This is a genomic window from Caballeronia sp. (assembly GCF_049581465.1).
Classification (GTDB): domain Bacteria; phylum Pseudomonadota; class Gammaproteobacteria; order Burkholderiales; family Burkholderiaceae; genus Caballeronia.
This window is the reverse complement of sequence record NZ_JBAUSA010000541.1, coordinates 1-2,575: the sequence shown is the minus strand read 5'-3', so window position 1 is coordinate 2,575 and position 2,575 is coordinate 1. Positions and strand designations below refer to the sequence as shown.

At 58.6% G+C, this 2,575-nt stretch carries 5 protein-coding genes; 3 read left to right on the top strand and 2 right to left on the bottom strand.

Annotated elements, in window-relative coordinates; all coding sequences use genetic code 11:
• The first annotated feature begins 87 nt into the window (after positions 1-87).
• From WCA53_RS13390 to WCA53_RS13380, 3 genes are all read left to right on the top strand, one after another.
• The gene (locus WCA53_RS13390; RefSeq protein WP_423910761.1) at positions 88-414 is read left to right on the top strand and encodes a DUF4148 domain-containing protein; all 327 of its coding nucleotides are present in this window, start codon (positions 88-90) and stop codon (positions 412-414) included.
• Positions 415-625: 211 nt separating this feature from the next.
• Positions 626-778 carry a hypothetical protein gene (locus WCA53_RS13385; protein WP_423910756.1) on the top strand — a complete coding sequence of 51 codons (153 nt, stop codon included), beginning with the start codon at positions 626-628 and terminating at the stop codon, positions 776-778.
• Between the two features lie 53 nt (positions 779-831).
• Positions 832-1,365, top strand: coding sequence for a cytochrome P460 family protein (locus WCA53_RS13380; RefSeq protein WP_423910753.1), 534 nt, complete (start codon positions 832-834; stop codon positions 1,363-1,365).
• A gap of 86 nt (positions 1,366-1,451) precedes the next feature.
• Here the strand turns inward: WCA53_RS13380 and WCA53_RS13375 are convergent, their stop codons facing one another.
• Together WCA53_RS13375 and WCA53_RS13370 are read right to left on the bottom strand one after the other, a co-directional pair.
• Positions 1,452-1,721, bottom strand: a complete 270-nt coding sequence (locus tag WCA53_RS13375; protein ID WP_423910765.1) for a hypothetical protein — start codon at positions 1,719-1,721, stop codon at positions 1,452-1,454.
• Between the two features lie 67 nt (positions 1,722-1,788).
• On the bottom strand, positions 1,789-2,229 hold the full coding sequence (locus WCA53_RS13370; RefSeq protein ID WP_423910750.1) for an organic hydroperoxide resistance protein: 441 nt from the start codon (positions 2,227-2,229) through the stop codon (positions 1,789-1,791).
• Positions 2,230-2,575 lie beyond the last annotated feature (346 nt).

Here is a 2,575-nt window from a genome sequence, read left to right as displayed (position 1 = left end):
ACGTAAGACATCGCTGGCGCTATCTGGCGTCAGTCACCCAAACGCAAACGGCTATTTGCTTAACACCAATCTCCGAAGGTAGAAATCATGAAACTCGTTCAATCTCTTATCGTTGCCGCTGTCCTCGCCGTCCCGGCCGTATCGTTCGCTCAATCGAATGCACCTTCAAATGCACCTATTACCCGCGCCGAAGTGCGTGCCGAACTGGTTCAACTGGAACAGGCCGGCTACAACCCCGCCACCGATCAAACCCAATATCCGAAGAACATTGAAGCAGCCCAGGCACGCGTGAACGCTGAGAACGGCGTATCCGCAACTTCGTATGGTGCGTCGACCAGCGGCGCGTCGGCAACAAGCGGGCGCCTGGCGGAGTCGAACGTGATTGGCCTTGGCCCGATTTACGCACGCCCCTAAGCCGTCAGGTTGTGCCTTTCGAGGCACGGCGTGTCCGCACCGGGTGCCCTGACCAAGCAGTCTGCACAAGCGAGCAGCAGCGCTCGCCGCATAGCGGTGCCCCAAGTGCCTCGAGTTTCCTCTGCCCCCTAACGCCACTGGCAGAGCGTCACTTCATTAGCTTTAAAAACCGAGCGTCCACCGTGTCTCTATACAAGTCCCGGCGTTGATCATGCGGGCGTCGTGGTTTCTGTGCGGCGAACGCGCAGGCAGCGGCGGACGTGTCGTCTACGCGCTGGAGGTGTTCGTCGACAGCCGCGAGTGGCGAGTCGCCGGTACTAGCCCCATTGCTTCCCGCGTCATGGTCGAAGTCCTTATAACCTAAGGTCTGCTATCTGAATCGCCCGTCACCACAAAACCAATAAAGGGAGTCTTTTCATGAAATTGACCCATGCTGGATTACTTGCAGCTACCACCGCGTGGATCGCTTTTTCGGCGGTATCCTCGGCCGCCGAGGATGTGAAACCATTGGGCCCCGCGGGTGCGAATGCTGAAGACGCGTCGCCGATCTATGCCGTCACGATCCCCCAAGGGTATCGGCAGTGGCAAATGATCGCGCCAGCCGAGGAAGCGGCCCCTCTGGACGAGCTTCGCGTCGTGCTTGGGAATCCCATCGCGATCAAGGCAGTCTGGAACGCGACCCTTCCGTTTCCTGATGGAACCATTCTTGCCAAACTGGCCTGGAAGCGCGTTTCGTCCACCGAATCTAAAACCGCCACGTTTCCGGGTGCCGCTACGACAGTTCAATTCATGGTCAAGGACTCAAAGAAATACGCTTCCACCGGTGGCTGGGGGTTCGGCCGATTCATCAATGGAAAACCTGCCGACGAGGCGCAGCACCAAACGTGCTTTGCCTGCCATCAAGCCAACGTGAAAGACCATGACCTGGTCTTTACGAGGTTAGCGCCGTAAGCGCTCCTGCCGCACGAGCGCCTCTCGCTGGCTTTGTCGCTTACGTACTCAATCACACCCGCAAACCCGTCCAGGCCTGGTTGCGCTTAGTGATGCGCGAAGAGCGATTGCGCGTCGTAAGCGTGGACGCGGCTACCGGATTGGGACGTCGTGTCGGCGACGCCACCAAACGCCCGCGAGTCGGCGTTAGCGTTCTCTGCGTGAATCGTGGCGGCACTTTGACCGCGTTGCGATGCGGATGCGCCGTCGATCGGGCTGTAATGAGGTGCCGGACCGTAGCCGCTGCTGGCAAAAGCGGGAGCGGCGATAGCGGCGCTGGCTGCGATGATGACGGCGATCAGGTGCTTGTTCATGATGAAAGATCCAAAAATGGTTGGGTCGCAATAAAGATGCGGTATTGAACTAGACGAACGATTCGAGCGATTAAGCCACGACGGGTGCGTGCTCGACCACGTTGATCACGACGTGCAGGTTGCCGCGTGTGGCTTTTGAATACGGACATGTCTGGTGTGCGGCGTCGACCAGGGCTTGGGCGACTTCGCGCTCCACACCCGGCACATTGACGTTCAGGCGAGCCTGGAGGAAATAGGCGCCGTCTGTTGTGCCCAAGTCCACCTCGGCATCAACCGCGAGGTCAACGGGCAGGGCAATTTGCATTTTGGCGGCCGCCAGCCCCATCGCGCCGATGAAACAGGCTGACCACCCAGCGGCAAACAACTGCTCCGGATTGGTGCCGTTGCCCAAGGTGCCAGGCGACGAGAGCTGAATGTCCAGACGTCCGTCAGAGCTGCGCGAGGTGCCATTGCGTCCACCCGAGGAGGTGAGGGTTTTGCCGGTGTACAGCACTTTTTCGAGGGGAGCCATGGTGTGAATTCCTGGTGAAAAGTGGAAAAAATCTACTAAAGCGGATACGATCTAATCGCGTGAGCTTAATGTTGCGCGAGTGCGTCGGAATGTCAAGCGCAATCGAGCAAATCGCATCCGATATATATGATCGGTAGGTTACACACCGTCGGTCTTATGGGTAGAGGTCCAGCATCCCATAGTCCGTTCTTCGTGGTCGAGATGCTCTCCGACAAACCGTCAGCCACACCGCCGAAGCCTGTTGCCGCGCCGTTTTGCGCCGCTACGCGTGCTTCTGCGCTTAGTGATGCGTGAAGAGCGATTGCGCGCCGTTCGCCTGGACATGGCTACACCAACGGACGGTCGT

Coding starts and splice junctions, on each gene's coding strand:
- WCA53_RS13370 (WP_423910750.1), bottom strand. CDS start 2,229: ATGGCTCCCCTCGAAAAAGTGCTGTACACCGGCAAAACCCTCACCTCC.
- WCA53_RS13385 (WP_423910756.1), top strand. CDS start 626: ATGCGGGCGTCGTGGTTTCTGTGCGGCGAACGCGCAGGCAGCGGCGGA.
- WCA53_RS13380 (WP_423910753.1), top strand. CDS start 832: ATGAAATTGACCCATGCTGGATTACTTGCAGCTACCACCGCGTGGATC.
- WCA53_RS13390 (WP_423910761.1), top strand. CDS start 88: ATGAAACTCGTTCAATCTCTTATCGTTGCCGCTGTCCTCGCCGTCCCG.